Here is a 23,467-nt window from a genome sequence, read left to right as displayed (position 1 = left end):
GGCGCCTAGACCCTGGGCCAACGGTAGCGGATCAGCCGCCCCATCCGCCGCAGGAAGGCGAAGCCGTTGTAGATCGGCAGCATCAGCCGCGACGACTGCGGCAGCTTGGCAACGTCCTGCGGGTCATAGTCGGTGACCTCCTCGATGAAGCGCAGGGCCGGATGCCACCGCTCGAGTTCGCGCGGGTCGTCGATGCTCCAATGCACCTGCGCCCCGGTCTCGCGCAGCGGCGGATACCGGCGCAGCAGCATGATGCCGAGGCGGCCGTAGCCGTCGAACAGCAGCTCGCCGCTACCCAGGTGGTCGACCAGGCGTTCCACCAGGCGTCGCACCTGGGACTCCCGCAGATAGGGCATCAGCCCCTCGGCCAGGACCAGGGCGGGCCGCTCGCGCGGCACCCCTTGCAGCCAGCCGTCGTCGTCCACCGAGTGGCGCAGCGCCCGATAGGCGCCGGCGCGCGGCGGGTAGAGTCGCTCGCGCAGGTCCATGACTTCCGGATAGTCAAGGTCGAACCAGGGCAGCTCGGCCGGCGGATCGACCCGGTAGATACGGCTGTCCAGGCCGCAACCGAGGTTGAGCACCTGCCCCTCGGGATGGCGGCCGAGGAAGTCGCGGCAGGCCTGGTCGAAGTAATGCGAGCGCATGGCCAGGGCCCGTTCGTTGCCCTTGCCGAGGGCGACCCTGGAGAAGTCGAAGTCGATCTGCCGCACCGCCTCCTCGGCGAAACGGTCATGGAGGATGGAATCGTCCAGGCGGCTATCCAGCGCCTTGGCGTAGAGGGTGATCAGGAGCGTCTGCTTTTCTCCGGTGAGGGTAATGCGGTGGCCGGGCATGAAAACCTCCTGCGGGCACGCGTGCCTCTTCAGTCCTTGCCGAAAACATCGCTATGCTTCGGCAATGATTGCCCTGGAGTCACGAATGAAAGCCAACTCCGATGAACTGCAAAGCTTCGTCAGTGTAGTCGACAGCGGTTCCATCAGCGCCGCCGCGGAACAGATGGGACTGACCGCCTCGGCCGTCAGCCGGACCCTCTCGCGCCTCGAGCACAAGCTCGGCACCACCCTGCTCAACCGCACCACCCGGCGCATGGAGCTGACCGAGGAAGGCCGCTACTTCCTCGACCAGGCACGGCAGATCCTGCAGCAGATGGAGGCGCTCGAGGAACGCCTGGCCCTGCGCCGGCAGAGCCCCGCCGGGCGCCTGCGGATCAACGCCGCCTCGCCCTTCATGCTGCACGCGGTGGTGCCGCACATCGGCGAGTTCCGCCGGCTGTACCCGGACATCCAGCTCGAACTCAACACCAACGACCTGATCATCGACCTGTTGGAGCAACGCACCGACGTGGCGATCCGCATCGGTGCGCTCAGCGACTCCACCCTGCACGCGCGCCCGCTGGGCGCCAGCCGCCTGCACATCCTCGCCAGCCCGGAGTACCTGGCCCGCCACGGCACGCCGGCGAGCATCGAGGGGCTGCGAGGGCACACCCTGCTCGGCTTCACCCAGCCCGAGCACCTCAACCGCTGGCCGGTGGTGCACGCCGACGGCGATCGCCTGGAGATCCAGCCGGATATCTCTGCCTCCAGCGGCGAGACGCTCCGCCAACTGGTCCTGAGCCACCAGGGCATCGCCTGCCTGGCCAGCTTCATGACCGACCGCGATATCCAGGACGGGCGCCTGGTGCCGCTGTTCGCCGAACAGATGAGCGAATACCGGCAACCGATCCACGCCGTCTACTATCGCAACTCGCAACTGGCGCTGCGCATCCAGTGCTTCCTCGACTTCATCCAGCAGCGCCTGGGCGCCTGAGACCGACCGTGAACGAATCCCTCGATTTCTCGCCCTACCTCGAGCGCTGGGCGTTGCAACCCGACGGCGAGCCCTTCGCCACCCACAGCAGCCGCCTGCTGCCGGTGCGCCATCGCGGCGCAGCGGCGATGCTGAAGATATCCAGTGCCGAAGAAGAGCGTTTCGGCCACGTACTGCTCAACTGGTGGGACGGCCAGGGCGCGGCCAGGGTGCTGGCCTACGACCACCAGGCGCTGCTGATGGAGCGTGCCACCGGCGGGCGCTCGCTGCTGGAGATGGTCAGGCGCGGCGACGACGACGAGGCTACGCGTATCCTCTGCCAGGCCATCGAACGCATCCATGCCCCGCGCCCGGGTCCGTTGCCAGAGCTGACCCCGCTGGAGCGCTGGTTCGACTCGCTGTATGCCGCCGAGCGCCGCTACGGCGGGCTCTACGTCGACTGCGCGAATGCCGCCCGCTACCTGCTGGAGACCGCTCGCGAACAGCGCCCGCTGCATGGCGACATCCACCACGGCAATGTGCTCGACTTCGGCGAGCGCGGCTGGCAAGTCATCGACCCCAAGCGGCTCTACGGCGAGCGCGGCTACGACTACGCCAACCTGTTCACCAATCCCGACGCGAAGACCGCCCAGGCGCCCGGCCGTTTCGAGCGCCAGCTGGAGATCGTAATCGCCGCCAGCGGCCTGCAGCGCCGCCGCCTGCTGCAATGGATCCTGGCCTGGACCGGACTCTCGGCGGCCTGGTTCGACGAGGACGGCAGCCGCGAGGAGACCGAAGCCGAGCTGGCCATCGCCCGCCAGGCCCTGGCAAACCTCGCTCGAACGCCTGCGCAATGAACTGTGCGGCGGCTCCCGCGCTCCAACGCGAGGCACTGTTCCGCCGCCGCGATCCGGTGTCAAATACACACCCCGCCAAGATGGCGGTGCCCACCACCCAGTAAGGAAACCCAAGATGGCCGGAGCCAGCCTCCTCACCCTCCTCGACGATATTGCCGCGGTGCTCGACGACGTCTCGCTGATGACCAAGGTCGCCGCGAAGAAGACCGCCGGTGTCCTCGGCGACGACCTGGCCCTCAACGCCCAGCAGGTCACCGGGGTCAACGCCGACCGCGAACTGCCGGTGGTCTGGGCGGTAGCCAAGGGCTCGCTGCGGAACAAGGCGATCCTCGTCCCCGCCGCGCTGTTGATCAGCGCCTTCGCGCCCTGGGCGGTGATCCCGCTGCTGATGCTCGGTGGCGCCTACCTGTGCTTCGAAGGCTTCGAGAAGATCGCCCACAAATACCTGCCCCATGACGACGAGCACGCCGACGAGGCAGCGCTGGCGGCCAATGTCGACGTGGCCGCCCTGGAAAAGCAGAAGATCGGCGGCGCGATCCGTACCGACTTCATCCTCTCCGCGGAAATCATCGCCATCACCCTGGGTACCGTCGCCGAGTCCAGCTTCACCACCCAGGTACTGGTGCTGGTCGGCATCGCCCTGGTGATGACCATCGGCGTCTACGGGCTGGTCGCCGGCATCGTCAAGCTGGACGACGCCGGCCTCTACCTGTCCAGGCGCGACAGCGGCTTTGCCCAAGGGCTCGGCGGCGCCATCCTGCGCACCGCGCCATACCTGATGAAAGGCCTGTCGGTGGTCGGCATGGCGGCGATGTTCATGGTCGGCGGCGGCATCCTCACCCACGGTATCCCGGTGGTCCACCACGCCATCGAACAGGCCGCGCAGAGCGTCGCCGGCATCGCCACGCTGGGCCCGCTGCTGGCGGCGATCACCCCGACCTTGCTGAACTTCCTGTTCGGCATCGTCGCCGGCGCCGTGGTGCTGGCGGGGGTGCTGCTGGTCAAGCGCCTGCTGCCGAAGAAGAAAAAGACTGGCTGAGCCTGCCATCGCCGGCAGCGCCATCGCGGAGGGCGGATAGCCGCCCTGGCGCACATCCCACGAAGCGGTTGTGCGCCCTGCCCCGGAAGTCCTCCTCCGTTTCAATTCAATAATTTTGCACTGTAATAGCAACATTATTCGTTGGAGACGAATAAAGCTCCCCTCCTAGAATGGCCACCAGTGCCATGAGCCGTCTGTTCCGAGCCTTCCAGACGAAGATCCGACCTCCGCACTCCATCGACCCGGCAACGGGATACCCAGAAAAATACCGATAACCCAACGAGGACCCGAGGGTCGCGCCTGCTCGCCAGCCGGCCGGACCCCGGGGCCCGGCGTGCCAGCGACCATGAACGATACGGATAGCAGAAAAGATCCGGACGGCTACAACTACGACGTCGTCCGCCAGTTCACCCTGATGACCCTGGTCTGGGGCATCCTCGGCATGGGCCTCGGAGTGTTCATCGCCGCCCAACTGGTCTGGCCGGCGCTCAACCTCGACCTGCCCTGGACCAGCTTCGGCCGCATCCGCCCGATCCACACCAGCCTGGTGATCTTCGCCTTCGGCGGCAGCGCGTTGTTCGCCACCTCCTTCTACGTGGTGCAGCGCACCAGCGGCGTGCGGCTGATCTCCGATGCCCTGGCGCGCTTCGTGTTCTGGGGCTGGCAGGCGGCGATCGTGGGGATGATCGTCAGCTACCCGCTGGGCTATACCACCTCCAAGGAATACGCCGAGATGGAATGGCCGCTGGCGCTGTGGATGGCGATCGTCTGGGTGGTCTATGCCTACCTGTTCTTCGGCACCATCGCCCGTCGCAAGGTGAAGCACATCTACGTCGGCAACTGGTTCTACGGCGCCTTCATCATCGTCACCGCGATGGTCCATATGGTGAACCACGCATTGCTGCCGGTGAGCCTGGGCAAGTCCTACTCGGCCTATTCCGGCGCCACCGACGCGATGATCCAGTGGTGGTACGGGCACAGCGTGGTCGGCTTCATCCTCTCGGTCGGCTTCCTCGGCATGATGTACTACTTCGTGCCCAAGCAGGCCGGGCGACCGATCTACTCCTATCGCCTGTCCATCGTGCATTTCTGGGCGATCATCTCGATCTACATCTGGGCCGGCCCGCACCACCTGCACTACACCGCGCTGCCGGACTGGGCGCAGTCGCTCGGCATGGTGATGTCGCTGATCCTCCTGGCACCGAGCTGGGGCGGCATGATCAACGGCATGATGACCCTCTCCGGGGCCTGGCATAAGTTGCGCGACGACCCGATCCTGCGCTTCCTGGTGGTGTCCCTGGCGTTCTACGGCATGTCCACCTTCGAAGGCCCGATGATGGCGATCAAGACGGTCAACTCGCTGTCCCACTACACCGACTGGACCATCGGCCATGTCCACGCCGGCGCCCTCGGCTGGGTGGCGATGATCTCCATCGGCACGCTCTACCACATGATCCCGAAACTCTGGGGCCGCGAGCGGATGCACAGCGTCGGCCTGATCAACGCGCACTTCTGGCTGGCCACCATCGGCACCGTGCTGTACATCGCCTCGATGTGGGTCAACGGCATCACCCAGGGCCTGATGTGGCGGGCGGTCAACGAGGACGGCACGCTCACCTACTCGTTCGTCGAGGCGCTGGTGGCCAGCCATCCGGGCTACGTGGTGCGCCTGCTCGGCGGCGCCACCTTCGCCAGCGGCATGCTGCTGATGGCCTACAACACCTGGCGGACCCTGCGCAGCGCGCAGGACCAGCGGCAGCCGGTCCTGGCGGCCGGCCAGGGGGCCTGAACATGCTGTTGTCCCTGCTGTGCCTCTCCACCCTGGCGCTCGGCCTCGCCCTCAGCCTCGCCGGCAGTACCCGCGAGGAACGCGAACAGGCCGCCCTGCTGCCGTTCGCCGACGATCCCGAGGCCGCCCGCCGGGTCGCCCGGGATACCGGCAAGATCTGCCGGCAGGTGGTCCGCCCCCTCGAGGAATCCCGCGAGGCCGCCGGCCCGCCGTTCCTCGCCTGAACCGACTCCATCATCCAGGGATGGATGCCTCCAGCACGAAAGTGCCTTACGGGGCCGGCAACGGCCCCTTTCTTTCGCTTCGAAGAGTTCCATGAACGACTCCCCCAGCACCGCCGTACGCACCTGGCTGAAAGGCTTCCGCCCCCTGACCCTGAACGCCCGACCGCGCGACTGCCTGCGCGCCGGACTCGGCGCCTGCATCGGCGCGCTCGCCGCGGTATTCGCCTGCCAGGCATTGTTCGGCAGCGAACTGGCGCTGCGCCTGGCAGCGCCGCTCGGCGCATCCGCCGTACTACTGTTCGCCCTCGCCTCCAGCCCCCTGGCGCAACCCTGGTCGATGCTCGGCGGCAACCTGGTCGCCGCCCTGGCCGGCGGCCTCAGCGCCTACTGGTTCGGACACGATCTGGCCCCGGCCCTGGTCGGCATGGCCCTCGGCATGCTGCTGATGTTCGCCCTGCGCTGCCTGCATCCGCCGAGTTGCGCGCTGGCCCTGAGCGTGGCCCTCAACCCGTCCCTGAGCGAACTCGGCATCGACGTGGTCTGGCCGATCCTGCTCTCCACCCTGGTGCTGATCGGCTGCGCGCTGCTCTACAACAACCTGATGCGCTCTCCCTACCCGCGCCCCTACCAGCCGCCGCGGGCCAATATCCATGGCACCAGCGACCTGGCGCCGAGCGCGCGTACGGACTTTTCCGCCCGTGACCTGGACCAGGCGCTGCAGGACTTCGGCGAATACGTCGACATCACCCGCGACGACCTCGAGCGACTGATCCACCATACCGAGCGCTACGCCTTGCGCCGGCGCATGGGCGAGCTGACCGCGGCACGGATCATGTCCCGCGACGTGCAGACCGCCAGCACCGAGACCTTCATCGACGACGCCTGGAAGCAGTTGCAGGAACACCGTCTGAAGGCCCTGCCGGTGCTCGACGAGCATCGGCGGCTGGCCGGCATCGTCACCCAGAGCGACCTGCTCAAGCACTTCCGCCCCGACGGCAGCCCGTTCAAGCGCCTGCGCTTCCTGCGCGGGACCAAGCTGAAGACGATCATGACCACCCCGGTGGTCTGCGTACAGGCCGACACCCACGCCGTCGAACTGGTCTCGCTGCTATCCGACGAAGGCCTGCACTGCCTGCCGGTGCTCAACGAGGCCGGCTACCTGGTCGGCATCGTCAGCCAGACCGACCTGATCGCCGCGCTCTACCGCAACTGGCTGCAGCACCTGGGCCAGGCCGATCAGATCACGTAGTCCCAGCGCTGCGACCAGTCGCTGTCCTCGCGGACCACTTCGCGCAGCAACTGGAACGCATGGCGCAGGGTCGGCGACAGGCGCTCGCGGGAGTACACCAGGTAGGTCGGGTAGGCGAACTCCGGCGCCTGCTCGACCCGTTGCAGGGTGCCGCCATCCAGGTAGCTGCTCACCACCCGGGTACGGAAATAACCGCTGCCGCCGTTCTGCATGATGTACTGCAGGGCCAGCGGACCGAGGTTGCAGGCCAGCGCGGCCTTGGCCCGGTCCGGCAGCGCGGCATCGTGCTGGCTGCGGAAATCCGGGCCCCAGTCGACATACAGATAAGGCTCCGCGGATAGCACGGAACGCACCATCACCAGCTTTTCCTCCAGCAACTGCTCGACCTGCAGCCCCGGCCAGTATTCCGGCTGGTAGACCAGCGCGGCGTCCAGCGCGCCCTGCTCCAGTTGCTTGAGCAGGTCGGCACCCTGGCCGATCTCGACCCGCACGGCGTGGCCGGGAATCGCCTCGCGCAGGCGCCGCATCCAGTTCAGCAGCAGCGGATTGCACAGGCTGACCTCGCCACCGAGGTTGAGCAGGTTGCGGAAGCCGTCCGGCAGCGGCAGGTCGCGTCGCGCCGCATCCCAGGTCTGCACCAGTTGGCTGGCGTAGCCGAGGAAGTGCTCGCCGTCGGCGGTCAGGCGCGCGCCCGCGCGGTTGCGCACGAACAGCCGGCAGCCGAGTTGCCCTTCGAGGTTCTGGATGCGCGCGGTGACGGCGGTCTGGGTCAGGTGCAGGCGTTCCGCGGCAGCGACGAAGCTACCGCTGCGGGCGATCTCCAGGAAGGTACGGGCGAGGTCGATATCCATGCGAAGCGGTCCGCGGCCACAGGTGGGCCGCCATTCTAGGCTGTGCAGGCGCGGGCGGCGAGCGCAAGGCGGCCTGGCCGCCCTCCTGGAAATCTGCGACAAAACACCGCGCCTAGCCGCTTCGGCACGCTAAAACCCTTCGAAAAAGCGACAACCTGTTGCACAAACGCGCCACGCCGTGACTTTTTCGCTTTCGAAAGCATCAGTTAGCGTGACCGAACACGGTGGAGCCGGGAAGCGCCACCCATGTTCCACACAGACATGAACGAGAGAGACCGACTCCCATGAACGCTACGCTCCGTTTCAACGAGGCTTTGCTGATCACCGGGCGCGCCTTCCAGCCATACCAGTGCGTTGCCTGGTCCGAGCTAGGCAGTGACGGCGGCCTGAGCCTGTCCGTAGTCGATCGCACTGGCACCCGCCTGCTGGGCCGTACACGCATTCCGAGCTCCGCCTACTCCGATCCGGAGCAGCTTGCCGGCCTGCTGCAACAGGCACGCGAAGAACTCAGCCACAACGGCTACAACCTGCAGGACTGGAGTATGCCCAGCCAAGGCTGAGCCGTTCCATACGACGAAAGGCGCCCACGGGCGCCTTTTTTCGTTTCCTCTATTCGAGGCGGTCGTGCTGCCGGAACGCCACGCGCACCGCGTTGCGCCCTGCATCCTTGGCCTCGTAGAGCGCGCGGTCGGCCTCGCGATAGAGCGCGTCCAGGCCCATGCCGGAGGTCGAATAGGCCACCCCCAGGCTGATGGTCAGGCAGGGGCCGGCGCTGGAGCCCAGGTGCTCGATGCCCAGCGCCTCCACCGCCTGCCGCAGGCGCTCGGCGATGGCCAGGGTGTTGCCCTCCTCGCTGTCGTAGAGCAACACGGCGAACTCCTCCCCGCCCAGGCGCGCGGCGATATCCAGCGGCCGCCGCGCGCCCTGCCGGAGCACGACGCCAAGCTGGCGCAGGGCGGCATCGCCGGCCGGATGCCCGTAGTGGTCGTTGTAGGCCTTGAAGTCGTCGACATCCACCAGGATCAGCGCCACCCCCTTTTCTTCGCGGGCGCCCTGCTCCAGGGCCCGCTGGGCGAGCAGCTCGTAGTAGCGCCGGTTGACCAGGCCGGTGAGGCTGTCCTGTTCGGCCATCATGCCCAGCAGCCGCCGGCCGAGGAACTGCTCGCGCTGGGCGTAGTCCTGCAGGTACAGGGCGAACGAACAGATCAGCACCACCAGGCCGTTGTAGAGCGTATTCAGCAGGTTGGTACGCAGGTTCTCTTCGCCGCCGAAAAGCAGGAATACCGCCAGGTTCAGGGCCAGGCACAGCAACGCCAGGCGCACGCAGGCCCAGAACGCCAGGCCGAGCGGGAAGAACACCGCGAGGATACCCAGGGTCGCGCCCAGTTGGGTGAAGCGCGGCACCCCATGCCACTCGAACAGCACGTCGCAGGCCAGCACCGCCAGGTTGATCAGCAGCAGGCAGTAGGGCGCGATGGCATCGCCGACCTTGCGCAGGCTGGGCAGGAAGGCCGCCGGCCAGACCACCAGCAGCAGGCCGATCATTCCCAGGCGCACGCCCAGCAGTTGCTCGAACAGGCTGGGGTGCAGGCGGATGTCCACCATCATCCAGTCGGCCACGATGAACAGCGCCCAGATCAGGAACGCCACCCCGATGGCAGCGCGCCGCTGCATCAGCGAGTTCCAGCTGAGAAACTCGCGAAACTCGTTTTCCAGCTCCTTTTCGAACCGCAACCAACGAAAGCCGTTGCGCAACTGGCGCGCATACGGATTATCCGGCAGACCAGCCTGTACCAGGCTGTCGCGTGCAAGCATGCTGACTCCCCTACCTCGGACCGAACGCTGAAACAGGCCGGGACGACAATACCCTGGCGCCTCTGCAGCGATGAGTCAAAAAGCCATCACCCGTTACCAGACAATAGGGCATGCGGCGTGCCGAGGCGATACCAACCATCGGCGCAGCGGGACGCCCCGGCGAGCGAATGGCAAGATCCGTGGGCCGACTGGCATTGCGGCCAGGCCCGAAGGACGCCAGACTGCCGCCATCGCCATGAGGTTGTGCCATGCCCGAACCGCGCCTGATTGCCTGCCTGATCTATCCCGACGTGATGAGCCTGGACGTGACCGGACCGCTGCAGGTATTCGCCTCGGCCAACGTCGAACGCCAGCGCCAGGGCCTGCCGCCTTTCTACCGGATACAGGTGCTCGGCAAGCGTAGCGAAGCGGTGCCCAGTTCCGCGGGCATCCGCATCTGCGCCGACCTCGCCTGGCGCGACTGTCCGCCGGAAAGCCTGGACACCCTGTTGGTGCCCGGCGGCCTCGGTGTCGAGGCGCAGACCCGCAACGCCGACCTGCTCGCCTGGCTGAAAGCCGCCGAACCGTGCATACGGCGGCTCGGCTCGGTGTGTTCGGGAGCGCTGATCCTGGCCGCCGCCGGGGTTCTCGACGGGCGCCCGGCGACCACCCACTGGGCCGACGTGGCGACGCTGCGCCAGGGGTTTCCCGGCGTCCATGTGCAAGGCGACCGCCTGCACACCTACGACCCGCGGTGCCGCGACGGCGACGCCCACATCTTCACCTCGGCCGGCGTCACGGCGGGAATCGACCTGGCCCTGGCGCTGGTCGAGGCCGACCTCGGCCGCAGCCTGGCGCTCAGCGTCGCGCGACGCCTGGTGATGTTCCTCAAGCGTCCTGGCGGCCAGGCCCAGTTCAGCGCCTGGCTGACCCCGGAACCGAGCCGCACCCCGCGCCTGGCCGCGCTGCTGGAGTGGATTCCCGCCAACCTCGCCGGCGACCTGTCCCTGGAAGCCCTCGCCGACCAGGCCTGCATGAGCCCGCGTACGCTGTCCCGGGTATTTCTCCAGGAACTGGGCGTGGCGCCCGGTCGCTACGTCGAGCGGGTTCGCCTGGAGGCCGCGCGCGCCCTGCTGCAGGACGCCCAGGCGTCGATCGCCACGGTGTCCCGGCTGTGCGGCTTCGGCCATCCGGAAAACCTCCGGCGGACGTTCCACAAGCATCTTTCGGTCAGCCCCCAGGAATACGCCGAACGCTTCGGCATGCTGGCCTGACGCTCCCACCGAGGACCTTCCCATGCTGGAACTGCGCCCCAACTGCGAGTGCTGCGACCGCGACCTGCCCGGCGACAGCGGCGACGCGCTGATCTGCACCTTCGAGTGCACCTTCTGCCGCGATTGCGCGACGACCCGCCTGGGCGGCCAGTGCCCGAACTGCGGCGGCGAACTGCTGGCCCGGCCAAGGCGTCCGCGGGATGCGCTGGTCCGTCAGCCTGCCTCCAGCCGACGCGTCGTCAGGCCCGGCGGTTGTCCGGAGTGACGCCATGCTGCTACGCAACCCGACCCTGCTCCTGCTGTTCTGCGGCCAGGCCCTGTACTGGTCCTGCTCGCTGATCGGCATAACCCTGACCGCCCTGGTCGGCGTCCACCTGGCGCCGTTGAACAGCCTGGCTACCCTGCCCCTGGCCCTGCTGGTGCTGGGCAACCTGCTGGCGGTGCAGCCGTTGTCGCACTTCATGCAGCGCCACGGCCGACGTCCCGGGCTGATGCTCGGCGCCGGCGGCGGCGTGCTCGGCGGCCTGGTCTGCGCCGCCGGTGTCTGGACTGGCGATTTCCTCTGGTTCTGTCTCGGCGCGCTGGGCATCGGGGTCTACCAGGCCTCGGCCATGTACTACCGGTTCGCCGCGCTGGAGGCGGTGGATGCCGGGCGGAAAGGCCGCGCCAGCGCCTATGTGCTCGCCGGCGGAGTACTCGCCGCGCTGCTGGCGCCGAGCCTGGCGCTGTGGTCGCGCAACGCGCTGGCCCAGCCCTTCGTCGGCGCCTATCTGCTGATCGCCGTGCTGGCCCTCGCCGGCCTGCTGCTGATGGCCCTGCTCCGCGAAGGCCAGGCGCCACGCCCGGCACGACTCGCCTGGCGCGACATAGGCGGCCTGTTGCGGCGGCCGGTGCTCCGCGCGGCCATCGCCTGCACCGCGGCCGGACACGGGTTGATGATCCTGATCATGAACGCCACGCCGCTGGCCATGAGCTTCTGCGGCCTGCCGCTGGAACAGTCGAGTCGGGTCATCCAGTGGCACGTGCTGGGAATGTTCCTTCCGGCGTTCTTCGCCGGACCGCTGGTCGACCGCATCGGCAACCGTCGCGTCGCCCTGCTCGGCGCGTTCCTGCTCGCCGCAAGTGCCGGCATCGCCCTGGACGGGCAGTCGGTCACGCATTTCCTGCTCAGTTCGCTGGCCCTGGGCAGCGGCTGGAACCTGATGCTCATCGCCGGCACCACCCTGCTCGGCGAGGGCCACGCCGAAAGCGAGCGCGGCGCCGCGCAAGGATTGATGGAGCAAGGCAACAGCCTGGTGGCGGCGCTGATGTCGTTCGGCTCCGGCGCCCTGATCACCAGCCTTGGCTGGAACGCGGTGAACCTGCTGGTCTGGCCGGCGCTGCTGGTGGCGCTGGCACTGCTCTGGCCGGTACGGCGAACGCGGACGCTGTCGCGCTGAAACGCCGGCAACGAAAAAGGCGACCTTGCGGTCGCCTCTTCTGCCTTACGGAAACGCCTCAGTAGTAGGCGTTCTCCTTGTTGCTGTGGTCGGTCACGTCGCGCACACCCTTCAGTTCGGGAATACGCTCGATCAGGGTCTTCTCGACGCCATCCTTGAGGGTCATGTCGACCATCCCGCAGCCCTGACAACCGCCGCCGAAACGCAACACGGCGATGTTGTCCTCGACCACGTCGACCAGGCTCACCTGTCCGCCGTGGCTGGCCAGCCCGGGATTGATCTCGGTCTGCAGGTAGTAGTTGATGCGTTCGGTGATCGGGCTGTCCTCGTTGACCATCGGCACCTTGGCGTTCGGCGCCTTGATGGTCAACTGGCCGCCCATGCGGTCGGTGGCGTAGTCCACCACCGCATCTTCGAGGAAGGGCTCGCTGACCGCATCGATCCAGGCAGTGAAGTCCTTCAGGGCGATGGCGGTGTCCTCGACCTTTTCCTCGCCCGGCTTGCAGTAGGCGATGCAGGTTTCCGCGTACTGGGTACCCGGCTGGGTGATGAAGATACGAATGCCGATACCCGGGGTGCTCTGCTTCTCCAGCAACTCGGCCAGATACGCTTGGGCAGCTTCGGTAATGGTGATGGCGCTCATGGCAACTCCTCGCAAATATGCCGACAGTTTACGCCAATCGGTACTTGCGGATAAAGCCCTAGTAAATTAGTAGGAATAATTCGCGATAACCGACCCGCCCCTTGTGGAGCGGGTCGCGAGACTCAGAGGTTCTCGTAGCGGTTCATGTCCAGTGCGCCCGCCTCGACCGGCTCGGTTTCGCGGATGTACGCCTCGAGATCGTGGAAGTAGCTCCAGAACTGCGGATTGCTGCGGCGCACGCCCCAGCGTTTGACCACCTTGTCGAAGTCCTCGCCGCTCTTCGCCGCCTCCAGGGCGCCGACGAAGGACTCGGCATCCGTCGCCGGCAGATCGAACATGAAGTTCGGGTAGCTGGACAGCACGCCCGGGTAGATCGTCAGGGTGTCCAGGCCCGGCTGGTAGCGCAGCGACTCGCCGAGCATGAAGGCGACATTGCTGTGCGCGCGGTTGCGCAGCACGGTATAGACCTCGCGCTTGCCGCTGGACGTACGTATCCGCAGCATGGTCGCCTCGGGGAAGCGCTCGATGACCTTGAGGCCGGCCGCCGGCCGGCTCACCAGGCGACTGAAGGCCTGCTCGGCGTCCTGCAGTTCGCGGTCGATGCCCGGTCGATAGCAGTTACCGTCCAGGCAGCGGTTGATCGGGTCGGGACGCGCATTGAGGTCGCCGTAGCGACGCAGCAGTTCTTCGGCGAAGGCCTTCTTCGGCTGCTTCTCCGGCAATCCCAGCGCGCTCGGCGTGTCGTCGTCGAAGGCCTGGTAGTCCATCCACATCTTCAGCTTGCCGCTGTTCTGGTACCAGTCGTCGAGCAACGGCTGGCGCGCGTCGACCGGCATCAGGCGGAGGAAGTTCTGCTCGGCGCCGTTGCGGATCAGGTCGAAGTACAGCCGCGTCTGCGCCTGGTGCGAGACGTTGCCGAAGACATCGAAGTTCACCACCAGCCCGTAGTAGGTTCGCTCGAACAGCGGGTAGTCCATCAGCCACAGGGTCTGCGGTACCTCGCCAAGCAGGCCCTTGCGCACCGAGGCGCTGTCGAACTGGCGGAAGATGCTCAGCAGGGCGTTGTCGTTGCCGTGCCAGATCGTGTTCCAGGTCGGCGGCGGCGCGTCGGCGTAGACGTCCTGGCGCAGGTCTTCGTACTCGTTGCGCTTGTCCCGGTAGGCGCTCCACAGGCCGAGCAGGTTCTTCAGCTCGTCGATCTGCCCCGGCAAGGCCAGCAGCGGCTCGCTCTGCGCGCGGAAGTTGGCGTCGGTGACGAACAGGTCCTGCTCGGGGTCCTGGAATACCACCCAGAAGTTGTCGCGGATCACGTCGGTGGCGATCTGTCCACGGCACACCGGCCCGCGGATGAAGGTACGGGTGAAGTATTCGGCGTTGTCCAGCATGAACTGGTAGCGCGCCCGTGGCGGGATCGCGGCGAAGGTGGCGAACGGGTTGGCACGGCTCTGCACGCCGTAGCCGGGAACCTTGTCGGTGTTCCACTGGGTGCCGAAGAACAGCTCCTGGACGCGTTCCAGCTTCTTCGCCGTCAGCGGATAGGTGATGTGCGTCTTGTGTACGATCACGCCCTGGATCGGCCAGAGGCGGTAATAGAAGCTGTTGCCCGGATCGTCGTTGGGACGCCGGGTCGGGATCGGGTCGATCGGCTGGCCGCTGGGCGTGCGCGAACGCACCAGCTGGAAGAAGTGGCCGGGCGCGCCCTGCTCCGGGAAATACAGGTGCGCCAGGAACAGGTGCTCGTAGAGCCAGCGCGAGACCAGGCTCTGCTTGGCCCCAGGCTGGTTGAGGAAACGCTCCCAGCTGGCCACCTGGCGCGCCTCGGCGGCGGTCGGCCGCAACGGCTGCTGGTCGACCGGGGCGCCCGCGGCCAGCCACTTCTGCAAGGTGGCGTATTCGTCGTCGCTCAGCCCGGCCACCGCGAAAGGCATGCCGGAACCTGGGTTCTTGCGGATGAACGCATCGATGCTGGCCGGCGTCGGGCACTGGTTGGCGCGGTTGATCGAAATGTCCAGGCCTTCGGGGATCTTCGCATTCGGCTGCAACGGCTGGCTGTGGCCAAGCTCGAGCATCCGCGCCATCAGTGCGGCCTGGCCATCCTGCGATTCGAGCACCGACCAGAAGTCCTTGCGCCGCCAGGCGTCGGCACCGTGCGCATCGAGGTACAGGCGGGTGGTTTCCTGCGCCTTGGTCCGCGTGCCGTCGTAGACCGGCAGTTGGTTGGCGCCGCGCTGCGCGCCCTCGGCGCTGCTCAGGTTGAGCTGGCAGGGCGAATCGTAGCAGGCGTGGCAGGCGACGCATTTGGCGGTAAAGATCGGCTGGACGTCACGGCTATAGGAAATTTCAGCAGCGGAAACAGACTGGATAAAAGACGACAAAACGAAGGCCAACCCAACCAACGGTCTTGGCAACATGAACCACTCCTCACTCGGCGACGGGCGATTCTAGCAAACCCGCCTCTCTACGCCGCACTTTCACAACGGCGGGCGAACGCGCCCCGGACATGAGCCGCCATTTCGCCAGCATTCCACCGGCTTCGGCCGCCACGTATGCTAGCCGGGCTCCCAGGCCCGCCCTGGCGATCAAGGACGATGACTTCGAGGAAACAGGGATATGTTTCGACTCGCCGCGCCCCATCCGCGCCGGTTCGCGTGCGCCCCACGTCCCCTCTTCGCCGCTTTCCGCCTGCTGTCGTCAGGCGGCGCTTCCGTTCGCGCCCGGCGCGGCCTGGTCCATCCTTTCGCCGCCCTGGCGGCCCAACGGAGAACCCGCCCCATGAAACTGCTCGCCGGCAGCTTCGCCGCTCTCTTCCTGAGCCTTTCGGCCCAGGCGGCGGACTGTACTTTCACCCAGCTGGAAATCGTGCCCCAGTTCGGCTCGCCGAACATGTTCGGCGGCGAGGACGAGCACGTCCGCGTGATGTTCAGCAACGAGGATCCCAACGACGACAACCCCGATGCCTTTCCCGAACCGCCGGTCTACCTGGCCGACCGCGACAGCGGCAACGATTGCCGCATAGAGGACGGCGGCATCTGGTCGCGCGGCGGCGTGTTCCTGAGCCAGGACGGCCGGCGCGTGCTGATGCATGAATTCAGCGGCTCCAGCGCCGAGCTGGTGTCCTACGACAGCGCCACCTGCAAGGTGGTGCACCGCGAGGACATCTCCGGCCAGCGCTGGGCGGTGGACAAGGACGGGCTGCGCCTGGGTCAGAAATGCTCGGGCGAATCCGTCGACAGCTGCGCGAAGATCGTGAAGCGTTCGCTCGCGCCGTTCTGCCAGACCGCAAAGAAATGATCCGGGCCGGAGCGCCCCTTATCGACACGCATAGGTGATACATGGACAGTCTCGATCAATGCATCGTCAACGCCTGCAAGAACAGCTGGGACAAGAGCTACCTGGCCGGCACCCCGAACAAGGACAACTGTTCCGGCTTCGTCCAGTCGGTGGCCGCCGAGCTGGGCGTACCGATGCCCCGCGGCAACGCCAACGCCATGGTCGACGGCCTGGAGCAGAGCTGGACCAAGCTCGCCTCCGGCGCCGAGGCCGCGCAGAAGGCGGCCCAGGGCTTCCTGGTGATCGCCGGCCTGAAGGGCCGCACCTACGGGCACGTCGCGGTGGTCATCAGCGGTCCGCTGTATCGGCAGAAGTACCCGATGTGCTGGTGCGGCAGCATCGCCGGCGCGGTCGGCCAGAGCCAGGGCCTGAAGTCGGTCGGCCAGGTGTGGAATCGCACCGACCGCGACCGCCTCAACTACTACGTCTACTCCCTGGCCAGTTGCAGCCTGCCCAGGGCCAGTTGATTCAGGCCGTGCTGCGAATGAGCCAGACTCATTCGCAGCACGATTCCCCACGAGCATCCCGACTCCACTCGGCCGTCCCTTCGCCGCCCGCCTGCGCACTCCGACCTCCGCATTCCGCCCGTATACTGCGACAAAACGGCGCCAGGGATTTTTCCGGCCCGCGAATGAACATCCTTCAACTTGAATGAAATTCATGGTCCGACCACCCCCGGCCGGAAAGCCCCTGCCTTTGTTATGCTTTTCACCTTTCCGCCCACTGACGCCAGGTCCATCCATGTCCAGCCCGCTCACCGATCGCAGCGCCCGCCTGCAAGCCCTCCAGCACGCCCTCAGGGAACGTATCCTGATCCTCGATGGCGGCATGGGCACCATGATCCAGAGCTACAAGCTGGAAGAGGCCGACTACCGCGGCGAGCGCTTCGCCGACTGGCCGAGCGACGTGAAAGGCAACAACGACCTCTTGCTGCTGAGCCGCCCGGACGTGATCCAGGCCATCGAGAAGGCCTACCTCGACGCCGGCGCCGACATCCTCGAGACCAACACCTTCAACGCCACCCAGGTGTCCCAGGCCGACTACGGCATGCAGTCGCTGGCCTACGAACTCAACGTCGAAGGGGCGCGCCTGGCCCGCCAGGTGGCGGACGCGAAGACCGCCGAGACCCCGGACAAGCCGCGTTTCGTCGCCGGCGTGCTCGGCCCGACCAGCCGCACCTGCTCGATTTCCCCGGACGTGAACAACCCCGGCTACCGCAACGTCACCTTCGACGAACTGGTGGAGAACTACGTCGAGGCGACCCGCGGCCTGATCGAAGGCGGCGCCGACCTGATCCTGATCGAGACCATCTTCGACACCCTCAACGCCAAGGCGGCGATCTTCGCCGTCCAGGGCGTGTTCGAGGAACTCGGCGTGGAGCTGCCGATCATGATCTCCGGAACCATCACCGACGCCTCCGGCCGCACCCTGTCGGGCCAGACCACCGAGGCCTTCTGGAACTCGGTGCGGCATGCCCGGCCGATCTCGGTAGGCCTGAACTGCGCCCTCGGCGCCAAGGAATTGCGGCCGTACATCGAGGAACTGTCGACCAAGGCCGACACTCATGTCTCGGCCCACCCCAACGCCGGCCTGCCGAACGCCTTCGGCGAATACGACGAATCGCCGGCGGAAATGGCCGTGGTGGTCGAGGAATTCGCCGCCGCCGGCTTCCTCAATATCGTCGGCGGCTGCTGCGGCACCACCCCGGCGCACATCGAGGCGATCGCCAAGGCAGTGGCCAAGTACCCGCCGCGGGCCATCCCGGAGATTCCCCGGGCCTGTCGCCTGTCCGGCCTGGAGCCGTTCACCATCGACCGCAGCTCGCTGTTCGTCAACGTCGGCGAGCGCACCAACATCACCGGTTCGGCCAAGTTCGCCCGGCTGATCCGCGAGGAAAACTACGCGGAAGCTCTCGAGGTCGCCCAGCAGCAGGTGGAAGCCGGCGCCCAGGTGATCGACATCAACATGGACGAAGGCATGCTGGACTCGAAGGCGGCCATGGTCACCTTCCTCAACCTGATCGCCTCCGAGCCCGACATCTCGCGCGTGCCGATCATGATCGACTCCTCCAAGTGGGAAGTGATCGAGGCCGGCCTGAAGTGCATCCAGGGCAAGGGCATCGTCAACTCGATCTCGATGAAGGAAGGCGTCGAGGCCTTCAAGCACCATGCCCGCCTGTGCAAGCGCTACGGCGCCGCGGTGGTGGTGATGGCCTTCGACGAGGACGGCCAGGCCGACACCCAGGCGCGCAAGGAAGAAATCTGCAAGCGCTCCTACGACATCCTGGTCGACGAAGTCGGCTTCCCACCGGAAGACATCATCTTCGATGCGAACATCTTCGCCATCGCCACCGGCATCGAGGAACACAACAACTACGCGGTCGATTTCATCAACGCCTGCGCCTACATCCGCGACCACCTGCCCTACGCCCTGAGCTCGGGCGGGGTGTCCAACGTGTCCTTCTCGTTCCGCGGCAACAACCCGGTACGCGAGGCGATCCACTCGGTGTTCCTCTACTACGCGATCCGCAACGGCCTGACCATGGGCATCGTCAACGCCGGCCAGCTGGAAATCTACGACGAGATTCCGAAAGTGCTGCGCGACCGGGTCGAGGACGTGGTGCTCAACCGCACGCCCGAGGCCACCGAGGCCCTGCTGGCGATCGCCGACGACTACAAGGGCGGCGGCGCGGTCAAGGAGGCCGAGGACGAGGAATGGCGCAGCTACAGTGTCGAGAAGCGCCTCGAGCATGCGCTGGTCAAGGGCATCACCACCTGGATCGTCGAGGACACCGAGGAATGCCGCCAGCAGTGTGCGCGTCCCATCGAGGTCATCGAAGGTCCGCTGATGTCCGGGATGAACGTGGTCGGCGACCTGTTCGGCGCCGGCAAGATGTTCCTCCCGCAGGTGGTCAAGTCCGCGCGAGTGATGAAGCAGGCGGTGGCCCACCTGATTCCCTTCATCGAGGCGGAGAAAGGCGACAAGCCGGAAGCCAAGGGCAAGATCCTGATGGCCACGGTGAAGGGCGACGTGCACGACATCGGCAAGAACATCGTCGGCGTGGTGCTCGGCTGCAACGGCTATGACGTGGTCGACCTCGGCGTGATGGTGCCGGCGGAGAAGATCCTGCAGACCGCCATCGCCGAGAAATGCGACATCATCGGCCTGTCTGGCCTGATCACGCCGTCGCTGGACGAGATGGTCCACGTCGCCAAGGAAATGCAGCGGCAGAATTTCCAGTTGCCGCTGATGATCGGCGGCGCCACTACCTCGAAGGCGCATACCGCGGTGAAGATCGATCCGCAGTACAGCAACGACGCGGTGGTCTACGTCACCGACGCCTCGCGCGCGGTAGGCGTGGCCACCAGCCTGCTGTCCAAGGAGCTGAAGGCCGACTACGTGGCCCGCACCCGCGCCGACTACGCGGTGGTCCGCGAACGCACGGCCAACCGCAGCGCCCGCACCGAGCGGCTGAGCTACGAACAGGCGATCGCCAACAAGCCGGCGTTCGACTGGGCCGGCTACCAGGCGCCGACGCCTTCCTTCACCGGCGTCAGGGTGCTCGACGAGATCGACCTCGCGGTGCTCGCCGAGTACATCGACTGGACGCCGTTCTTCATTTCCTGGGACCTGGCCGGCAAGTACCCGCGCATCCTCACCGACGAGGTGGTCGGCGAGGCCGCCACCTCGTTGTTCAACGACGCCCAGGCGATGCTGAAGAAGCTGATCGACGAGAAGCTGATCAAGGCCCGCGCGGTGTTCGGCTTCTGGCCGGCCAACCAGGTCGAGCACGATGACCTGGAGGTCTACGGCGCCGATGGCGAGACCCTCGCCACCCTGCACCACCTGCGGCAGCAGACGATCAAGCCGGACGGCAAGCCGAACCTGTCGCTGGCCGATTTCGTCGCGCCGAAGGAAAGCGGCGTGCGCGACTACATCGGCGGCTTCATCACCACCGCCGGGATCGGCGCCGAGGAAGTGGCCAAGGCGTACGAAGCCAAGGGCGACGACTACAACAGCATCATGGTCAAGGCGCTCGCCGACCGCCTCGCCGAAGCCTGCGCCGAGTGGCTGCACGAGCGGGTGCGCAAGGAGTACTGGGGCTACGCCCGCGACGAACACCTCGACAACGAGGCCTTGATCAAGGAGCAATACGTCGGCATCCGCCCGGCACCGGGCTACCCGGCCTGCCCCGACCATACCGAGAAAGGCACTCTGTTCGAACTGCTCGATCCGCAGGGCCTGTCCGGCGTCAGCCTGACCGAGCACTACGCGATGTTCCCGGCCGCGGCGGTCAGCGGTTGGTATTTCGCCCACCCGCAGGCGCAGTACTTCGCGGTCGGCAAGATCGACAAGGACCAGGTGGAACGCTACAGCCAGCGCAAGGGCCAGGAAGCCAGCGTCAGCGAGCGCTGGCTGGCGCCGAACCTTGGCTACGATGACTGACCAGGAAGGCGACGATGAAATTCCTCACTCCCGAGCAGATGGAAAAGCCGCGCAAGCGCCGCCTGCGCAAGAAACTGCGCCTGGGCGAGTTCCAGGAGTTCGGCTTCAGCTTCGAACTGACCTACGACCGCAACGTCCTCTCCCACGACGATGCGCTGGACCATCTGATCGACTTCGTCGAGGCCCAGGGCTGGGTGTTCGGCGGTGGCGGCTCGCCGGAACAGGCGGAGATCAGCGGCTACCTGTGCCTGGCGCGGGTCGGCAGCCTGGACGAGGCGGACCGGGAAAGCGCCCGCCTGTGGCTGGAAGCCCAACCCTGGTGCAAGACCTTCGAGGTCGGCCCGTTGAGCGACTGCTGGCACAACTTCTTCGAGTGAAACCGGCGCCGGCAGGCGCGAAGCTGCGACCTACGCCCGGATCAGGCGCGGTTCATGCCCCGTGTGGGCGAGGAAAGCCAGCAGGTCTGCGTAGCGGATGCACTCGGTGGCGGTATTCACCAACGGGTGGAAACCGAGCAACTGGTCCTGGCGGATGGCATCGTCGAGCAACACCTCGACCCTGTGCTGCGGATCGTTGACCAGCGCGAAAGGCGTCACGCAGCCCAGTTCGACGCCGAGGTATTCGCGCAGGCGCTCGACCGAGGCGAACGACAGGCGGCTTTCGCCGATCTGTTCGGGGATGCCCGGCAGGTCGGCCTCCTTGCGCTCGTCGAGCAGCACCAGGTAGTGGCGAGTACCCTTGCGGTTGCGCAGGAACAGGTTCTTGATGCCCTGGTCGGGCAATTCGATGCCCTGCGCGTAATATTCCTCGATGGAGGCGATCGCCGGATGCTCGACCCGCTGGCTGTCGATGGCCAGCTCGCGGAGCAACGCCAGAAGCGCCTGCTCGTCCATTTTCGCACTCATGGGACGCGCGCCCTCAGGTGAACTGCGAACCGGAACGGCGCACGAACTTGATCGACCACTTGAAGTTCGGCTTGCGCGTCACGCTGATCGGGCGCCGGGTCACGGTATCGATGGTGATGTTCCAGAACCCGGTGCTGGGCACCTTGATCTTCGCCGGGAAGCGGTCGAAGGCGCCGCCATGGTAGCTATGCCGCCCGCCATTCTTGAAACTGCGGAAATTGGCGTCGTTCATCAGGCGGATATTGCATTGCTGCGAGCACTCGATGACCACGATGTCGTCTTCGTTGAGGTGTTCGCGCTGGTGGACGAATTTCATGGAACGGTTCCGTTGCTGCGGTGGAGCGGAGCGCAACGATAGCACGTCGGCGCCGGCCATACCGCCTCATGACGGGCAATGGTAGGATGCGCGCCCCATGCGTAGCCAAGACCTCCACCAGCGCCTCGCCGATCTCGGCGCCAAGCCCCTGCATTGCGGGAGGATCGTCCGCGCCTGGCTGCAGGGCCGCGCCCTCGATGCCTGCACCGCCCGCCAGCGGGCCGAGGACTTCCTGCCGCTGGGCGTACGCCATGGTCTGCCCCAGGTAGCAGCGGAACTGGAAGGCATCGCCCGCCTGCACAGCGAGCATCCGGCGAGCGACGGCTCGTCGCGCCTGCTGGTGGAACTGGCCGACCGGCAGATGGTGGAAAGCGTGCTGCTGCCGCGCGGTGGGCTGTGCGTCTCGACCCAGGTCGGCTGCGCGGTCGGCTGCGTGTTCTGCATGACCGGCCGCAGCGGCCTGCTGCGCCAGGTCGGCAGCCTGGAGATGGTCGCCCAGGTGGTCCTGGCGCGCCGTCGGCGAGCGGTGAAGAAAGTGGTGTTCATGGGCATGGGCGAGCCGGCGCACAACCTCGACAACGTCCTCGAAGCCATCGACCTGCTCGGCACCGATGGCGGCATCGGCCACAAGAACCTGGTGTTCTCCACCGTCGGCGATCCCCGCGTGTTCGAGCGCCTGCCCCGGCAACGGGTGAAGCCCGCCCTCGCCCTGTCCCTGCACAGCACCCGCGCCGAACTGCGCCGGCAACTGTTGCCCAAGGCGCCGCCGCTGAGCCCGGAAGAACTGGTGGAAGCCGGCGAGGCCTACGCCCGCCGGGTCGACTATCCGATCCAGTACCAATGGACCCTGCTCGAAGGGATCAACGACAGCCTGGAGGAAATGGACGGCATCCTGCGCCTGCTCAAGGGCCGCTTCGCGGTGATGAACCTGATCCCCTACAACAGCATGGACGGCGACGCCTACCGGCGCCCGAGCGGGGAGCGGATCGTCGAGCTGGTGCGCTACCTGCACAGCCGCGGCGTGCTGACCAAGGTGCGCAACTCGGCCGGCCAGGACATCGACGGCGGCTGCGGGCAACTGCGCGCCAGGGCCACGCAGGCCACGGTGGAACGGCGCATCCCCGCCCGCCAGGCCTGAAGCCACCCTCCTCCCGCCAAGGGTCTAGACTCTCAGGGCAGGTATGGAAAAGGGAGGACCACCGATGGGTATCGAGACGGAAGAACCGAACCAGAAGCCGCCGACCTTCTGGCAGATGCTGCATAGCGTGATGGCTGCCGCCTTCGGCGTACAGAGCGGGCGAAACCGCGCCCGCGATTTCACCCACGGCAAGCCCGTGCACTTCATCATGCTGGGCCTGCTCTTCACCCTGGTGTTCGTGCTGTTGCTGGCCGGGATCGTGAAACTGGTGCTGAGCCTCAGCGGCCTGTGACCTCTGCGCCGCCGAGGCGGGCTTTCACTGGTGGCTGACCCAGAACACCGCGGTAGCCACCACCAGCAGGATCAGGACGAAGGCCGCGCGGGCGTC

The 23,467-nt window shown here is 66.6% G+C and carries 23 protein-coding genes; 16 read left to right on the top strand and 7 right to left on the bottom strand.

What is annotated here, in order from left to right; genetic code table 11:
• Nucleotides 1–5 precede the first annotated feature (5 nt).
• Nucleotides 6–833, bottom strand: a complete 828-nt coding sequence (locus tag HMPREF1224_RS40065) for a class I SAM-dependent methyltransferase (protein WP_010794055.1) — start codon at nt 831–833, stop codon at nt 6–8.
• Between the two features lie 85 nt (nt 834–918).
• On the opposite strand from HMPREF1224_RS40065, the gene HMPREF1224_RS40060 reads away from it, so the two are divergent.
• The 6 genes from HMPREF1224_RS40060 to HMPREF1224_RS40035 all read left to right on the top strand — a co-directional run bounded on the left by HMPREF1224_RS40060 (nt 919) and on the right by HMPREF1224_RS40035 (nt 6,943).
• Complete coding sequence (locus HMPREF1224_RS40060; RefSeq protein ID WP_003120221.1) at nt 919–1,806, top strand: LysR family transcriptional regulator; 888 nt, start codon at nt 919–921, stop codon at nt 1,804–1,806.
• Between the two features lie 8 nt (nt 1,807–1,814).
• Complete coding sequence (locus HMPREF1224_RS40055; RefSeq protein WP_010794054.1) at nt 1,815–2,642, top strand: aminoglycoside phosphotransferase family protein; 828 nt, start codon at nt 1,815–1,817, stop codon at nt 2,640–2,642.
• A 115-nt stretch (nt 2,643–2,757) separates the two neighbouring features.
• Complete coding sequence (locus HMPREF1224_RS40050) at nt 2,758–3,681, top strand: DUF808 domain-containing protein (RefSeq protein ID WP_003098208.1); 924 nt, start codon at nt 2,758–2,760, stop codon at nt 3,679–3,681.
• Nucleotides 3,682–4,027: 346 nt separating this feature from the next.
• Nucleotides 4,028–5,470: a cytochrome-c oxidase, cbb3-type subunit I gene (gene ccoN / locus HMPREF1224_RS40045; RefSeq protein ID WP_003144684.1), complete on the top strand. Its 1,443-nt coding sequence runs from the start codon at nt 4,028–4,030 to the stop codon at nt 5,468–5,470.
• Nucleotides 5,471–5,472: 2 nt separating this feature from the next.
• Nucleotides 5,473–5,694: a hypothetical protein gene (locus tag HMPREF1224_RS40040; RefSeq protein WP_003098206.1), complete on the top strand. Its 222-nt coding sequence runs from the start codon at nt 5,473–5,475 to the stop codon at nt 5,692–5,694.
• A gap of 91 nt (nt 5,695–5,785) precedes the next feature.
• Nucleotides 5,786–6,943 carry a CBS domain-containing protein gene (locus HMPREF1224_RS40035; protein ID WP_003144686.1) on the top strand — a complete coding sequence of 386 codons (1,158 nt, stop codon included), beginning with the start codon at nt 5,786–5,788 and terminating at the stop codon, nt 6,941–6,943.
• Here the strand turns inward: HMPREF1224_RS40035 and HMPREF1224_RS40030 are convergent.
• Nucleotides 6,931–7,794 (bottom strand): LysR family transcriptional regulator, encoded by an 864-nt coding sequence (locus HMPREF1224_RS40030; RefSeq protein ID WP_003098205.1) that lies wholly within the window; start codon nt 7,792–7,794, stop codon nt 6,931–6,933. The two genes, HMPREF1224_RS40035 and HMPREF1224_RS40030, sit on opposite strands and share 13 nt — an antisense overlap.
• A gap of 284 nt (nt 7,795–8,078) precedes the next feature.
• Here HMPREF1224_RS40030 and HMPREF1224_RS40025 point away from each other — a divergent pair, with 284 nt between their 5' ends.
• Nucleotides 8,079–8,354 carry a hypothetical protein gene (locus HMPREF1224_RS40025; protein WP_009876269.1) on the top strand — a complete coding sequence of 92 codons (276 nt, stop codon included), beginning with the start codon at nt 8,079–8,081 and terminating at the stop codon, nt 8,352–8,354.
• A gap of 49 nt (nt 8,355–8,403) precedes the next feature.
• Here HMPREF1224_RS40025 and HMPREF1224_RS40020 read toward each other — a convergent pair whose 3' ends face one another.
• Nucleotides 8,404–9,609: a GGDEF domain-containing protein gene (locus HMPREF1224_RS40020; RefSeq protein ID WP_003098203.1), complete on the bottom strand. Its 1,206-nt coding sequence runs from the start codon at nt 9,607–9,609 to the stop codon at nt 8,404–8,406.
• A 248-nt stretch (nt 9,610–9,857) separates the two neighbouring features.
• Here HMPREF1224_RS40020 and HMPREF1224_RS40015 point away from each other — a divergent pair, with 248 nt between their 5' ends.
• Genes HMPREF1224_RS40015 through HMPREF1224_RS40005 form a run of 3 tightly spaced genes read left to right on the top strand, consistent with a single transcriptional unit; the run spans nt 9,858 to nt 12,301 of the window.
• Complete coding sequence (locus tag HMPREF1224_RS40015) at nt 9,858–10,862, top strand: GlxA family transcriptional regulator (protein ID WP_010794053.1); 1,005 nt, start codon at nt 9,858–9,860, stop codon at nt 10,860–10,862.
• Between the two features lie 22 nt (nt 10,863–10,884).
• Nucleotides 10,885–11,127 (top strand): DUF1272 domain-containing protein, encoded by a 243-nt coding sequence (locus HMPREF1224_RS40010; protein WP_003088038.1) that lies wholly within the window; start codon nt 10,885–10,887, stop codon nt 11,125–11,127.
• 4 nt (nt 11,128–11,131) lie between these two features.
• Nucleotides 11,132–12,301 carry an MFS transporter gene (locus HMPREF1224_RS40005; RefSeq protein WP_010794052.1) on the top strand — a complete coding sequence of 390 codons (1,170 nt, stop codon included), beginning with the start codon at nt 11,132–11,134 and terminating at the stop codon, nt 12,299–12,301.
• Nucleotides 12,302–12,359: 58 nt separating this feature from the next.
• Here HMPREF1224_RS40005 and nfuA read toward each other — a convergent pair whose 3' ends face one another.
• Both nfuA and HMPREF1224_RS39995 read right to left on the bottom strand, forming a co-directional pair.
• Complete coding sequence (nfuA, locus tag HMPREF1224_RS40000) at nt 12,360–12,944, bottom strand: Fe-S biogenesis protein NfuA (RefSeq protein ID WP_003088034.1); 585 nt, start codon at nt 12,942–12,944, stop codon at nt 12,360–12,362.
• A 122-nt stretch (nt 12,945–13,066) separates the two neighbouring features.
• On the bottom strand, nt 13,067–15,355 hold the full coding sequence (locus HMPREF1224_RS39995; protein ID WP_010794051.1) for a fatty acid cis/trans isomerase: 2,289 nt from the start codon (nt 15,353–15,355) through the stop codon (nt 13,067–13,069).
• A gap of 361 nt (nt 15,356–15,716) precedes the next feature.
• Between HMPREF1224_RS39995 and tsi1 the strand changes: the two genes are divergently transcribed.
• The 4 genes from tsi1 to HMPREF1224_RS39975 all read left to right on the top strand — a co-directional run bounded on the left by tsi1 (nt 15,717) and on the right by HMPREF1224_RS39975 (nt 21,097).
• On the top strand, nt 15,717–16,235 hold the full coding sequence (tsi1, locus tag HMPREF1224_RS39990) for a type IV secretion system immunity protein Tsi1 (RefSeq protein WP_003113603.1): 519 nt from the start codon (nt 15,717–15,719) through the stop codon (nt 16,233–16,235).
• Nucleotides 16,236–16,276: 41 nt separating this feature from the next.
• Nucleotides 16,277–16,741 carry a type VI secretion system effector peptidoglycanhydrolase Tse1 gene (gene tse1 / locus HMPREF1224_RS39985; protein WP_003088027.1) on the top strand — a complete coding sequence of 155 codons (465 nt, stop codon included), beginning with the start codon at nt 16,277–16,279 and terminating at the stop codon, nt 16,739–16,741.
• A gap of 274 nt (nt 16,742–17,015) precedes the next feature.
• Nucleotides 17,016–20,720, top strand: coding sequence for a methionine synthase (metH, locus tag HMPREF1224_RS39980; protein ID WP_010794050.1), 3,705 nt, complete (start codon nt 17,016–17,018; stop codon nt 20,718–20,720).
• A gap of 14 nt (nt 20,721–20,734) precedes the next feature.
• A complete protein-coding gene (locus tag HMPREF1224_RS39975; protein WP_003144702.1) occupies nt 20,735–21,097 on the top strand; it encodes a YggL 50S ribosome-binding family protein in 363 nt (120 codons plus the stop codon).
• Nucleotides 21,098–21,127: 30 nt separating this feature from the next.
• Here the strand turns inward: HMPREF1224_RS39975 and HMPREF1224_RS39970 are convergent, their stop codons facing one another.
• Both HMPREF1224_RS39970 and HMPREF1224_RS39965 read right to left on the bottom strand, forming a co-directional pair.
• Nucleotides 21,128–21,625, bottom strand: coding sequence for a prolyl-tRNA synthetase associated domain-containing protein (locus HMPREF1224_RS39970; protein ID WP_044261848.1), 498 nt, complete (start codon nt 21,623–21,625; stop codon nt 21,128–21,130).
• A 13-nt stretch (nt 21,626–21,638) separates the two neighbouring features.
• Nucleotides 21,639–22,001, bottom strand: a complete 363-nt coding sequence (locus HMPREF1224_RS39965) for a DUF1883 domain-containing protein (RefSeq protein ID WP_003122824.1) — start codon at nt 21,999–22,001, stop codon at nt 21,639–21,641.
• A gap of 37 nt (nt 22,002–22,038) precedes the next feature.
• Here HMPREF1224_RS39965 and HMPREF1224_RS39960 point away from each other — a divergent pair, with 37 nt between their 5' ends.
• Nucleotides 22,039–23,079, top strand: a complete 1,041-nt coding sequence (locus HMPREF1224_RS39960; RefSeq protein ID WP_003161610.1) for an RNA methyltransferase — start codon at nt 22,039–22,041, stop codon at nt 23,077–23,079.
• 64 nt (nt 23,080–23,143) lie between these two features.
• Nucleotides 23,144–23,371: a DUF2970 domain-containing protein gene (locus HMPREF1224_RS39955; protein WP_003098182.1), complete on the top strand. Its 228-nt coding sequence runs from the start codon at nt 23,144–23,146 to the stop codon at nt 23,369–23,371.
• The last annotated feature ends 96 nt before the right edge of the window (nt 23,372–23,467 follow it).

This window comes from Pseudomonas sp. P179, from assembly GCF_000478485.2.
Taxonomy (GTDB): Bacteria; Pseudomonadota; Gammaproteobacteria; order Pseudomonadales; family Pseudomonadaceae; genus Pseudomonas; species Pseudomonas aeruginosa.
This window is presented reverse-complemented; position numbering and strand designations above follow the sequence as displayed.

Bases quoted from the DNA above. Each gene is read 5' to 3' on its own strand.
- HMPREF1224_RS40025 (WP_009876269.1), top strand. From the start codon at position 8,079: ATGAACGCTACGCTCCGTTTCAACGAGGCTTTGCTGATCACCGGGCGC.
- HMPREF1224_RS39975 (WP_003144702.1), top strand. From the start codon at position 20,735: ATGAAATTCCTCACTCCCGAGCAGATGGAAAAGCCGCGCAAGCGCCGC.
- HMPREF1224_RS40020 (WP_003098203.1), bottom strand. From the start codon at position 9,609: ATGCTTGCACGCGACAGCCTGGTACAGGCTGGTCTGCCGGATAATCCG.
- HMPREF1224_RS40050 (WP_003098208.1), top strand. From the start codon at position 2,758: ATGGCCGGAGCCAGCCTCCTCACCCTCCTCGACGATATTGCCGCGGTG.
- metH (WP_010794050.1), top strand. From the start codon at position 17,016: ATGTCCAGCCCGCTCACCGATCGCAGCGCCCGCCTGCAAGCCCTCCAG.
- tse1 (WP_003088027.1), top strand. From the start codon at position 16,277: ATGGACAGTCTCGATCAATGCATCGTCAACGCCTGCAAGAACAGCTGG.
- HMPREF1224_RS39955 (WP_003098182.1), top strand. From the start codon at position 23,144: ATGGGTATCGAGACGGAAGAACCGAACCAGAAGCCGCCGACCTTCTGG.
- HMPREF1224_RS39970 (WP_044261848.1), bottom strand. From the start codon at position 21,625: ATGAGTGCGAAAATGGACGAGCAGGCGCTTCTGGCGTTGCTCCGCGAG.
- HMPREF1224_RS40040 (WP_003098206.1), top strand. From the start codon at position 5,473: ATGCTGTTGTCCCTGCTGTGCCTCTCCACCCTGGCGCTCGGCCTCGCC.
- HMPREF1224_RS40015 (WP_010794053.1), top strand. From the start codon at position 9,858: ATGCCCGAACCGCGCCTGATTGCCTGCCTGATCTATCCCGACGTGATG.
- tsi1 (WP_003113603.1), top strand. From the start codon at position 15,717: ATGAAACTGCTCGCCGGCAGCTTCGCCGCTCTCTTCCTGAGCCTTTCG.
- HMPREF1224_RS40010 (WP_003088038.1), top strand. From the start codon at position 10,885: ATGCTGGAACTGCGCCCCAACTGCGAGTGCTGCGACCGCGACCTGCCC.
- HMPREF1224_RS39995 (WP_010794051.1), bottom strand. From the start codon at position 15,355: ATGTTGCCAAGACCGTTGGTTGGGTTGGCCTTCGTTTTGTCGTCTTTT.
- HMPREF1224_RS39960 (WP_003161610.1), top strand. From the start codon at position 22,039: ATGCGTAGCCAAGACCTCCACCAGCGCCTCGCCGATCTCGGCGCCAAG.
- HMPREF1224_RS40065 (WP_010794055.1), bottom strand. From the start codon at position 833: ATGCCCGGCCACCGCATTACCCTCACCGGAGAAAAGCAGACGCTCCTG.
- HMPREF1224_RS40060 (WP_003120221.1), top strand. From the start codon at position 919: ATGAAAGCCAACTCCGATGAACTGCAAAGCTTCGTCAGTGTAGTCGAC.
- HMPREF1224_RS40030 (WP_003098205.1), bottom strand. From the start codon at position 7,794: ATGGATATCGACCTCGCCCGTACCTTCCTGGAGATCGCCCGCAGCGGT.
- HMPREF1224_RS40005 (WP_010794052.1), top strand. From the start codon at position 11,132: ATGCTGCTACGCAACCCGACCCTGCTCCTGCTGTTCTGCGGCCAGGCC.
- HMPREF1224_RS39965 (WP_003122824.1), bottom strand. From the start codon at position 22,001: ATGGCCGGCGCCGACGTGCTATCGTTGCGCTCCGCTCCACCGCAGCAA.
- HMPREF1224_RS40035 (WP_003144686.1), top strand. From the start codon at position 5,786: ATGAACGACTCCCCCAGCACCGCCGTACGCACCTGGCTGAAAGGCTTC.
- ccoN (WP_003144684.1), top strand. From the start codon at position 4,028: ATGAACGATACGGATAGCAGAAAAGATCCGGACGGCTACAACTACGAC.
- nfuA (WP_003088034.1), bottom strand. From the start codon at position 12,944: ATGAGCGCCATCACCATTACCGAAGCTGCCCAAGCGTATCTGGCCGAG.